The sequence below is a fragment of the Bartonella sp. MR168JLCBS genome (assembly GCF_042194175.1).
Genome location: NZ_JBHIMP010000155.1, coordinates 1 through 249, shown reverse-complemented (window position 1 = coordinate 249; position 249 = coordinate 1). Strand labels below are relative to the sequence as shown.

The window sequence follows — 249 nt, the reverse complement described above, 5'->3', positions numbered from 1 at the left end:
TGTGTCTTTGATAAATTTATGAGAAAAACTATCAGACAGAGTAGCATAATTATTCACATGCTTTCAGTATTTACTTTATAAGATAGGTGATGACCTTCAATTCAACAAACCAACTTCATGCATTTTTATCAAAACTGCATGATTGATTTTACCCGTTATGGGAAGACCAAACATTTTTTGAAATTGTTTTAAGGCTTCTATCGTCTTCTGGTCTTCTACACCTGTGACAATAACCTCTTGATTACCAAA

At 32.1% G+C, this 249-nt stretch carries 1 protein-coding gene; it reads right to left on the bottom strand.

Going from position 1 to position 249, the window contains the following annotated elements:
* Nucleotides 1-96: 96 nt before the first annotated feature.
* A partial coding sequence (locus tag ACFIK8_RS09945; protein WP_375669328.1) for a peptidoglycan-binding domain-containing protein occupies nt 97-249 on the bottom strand: 153 nt, incomplete at its 5' end.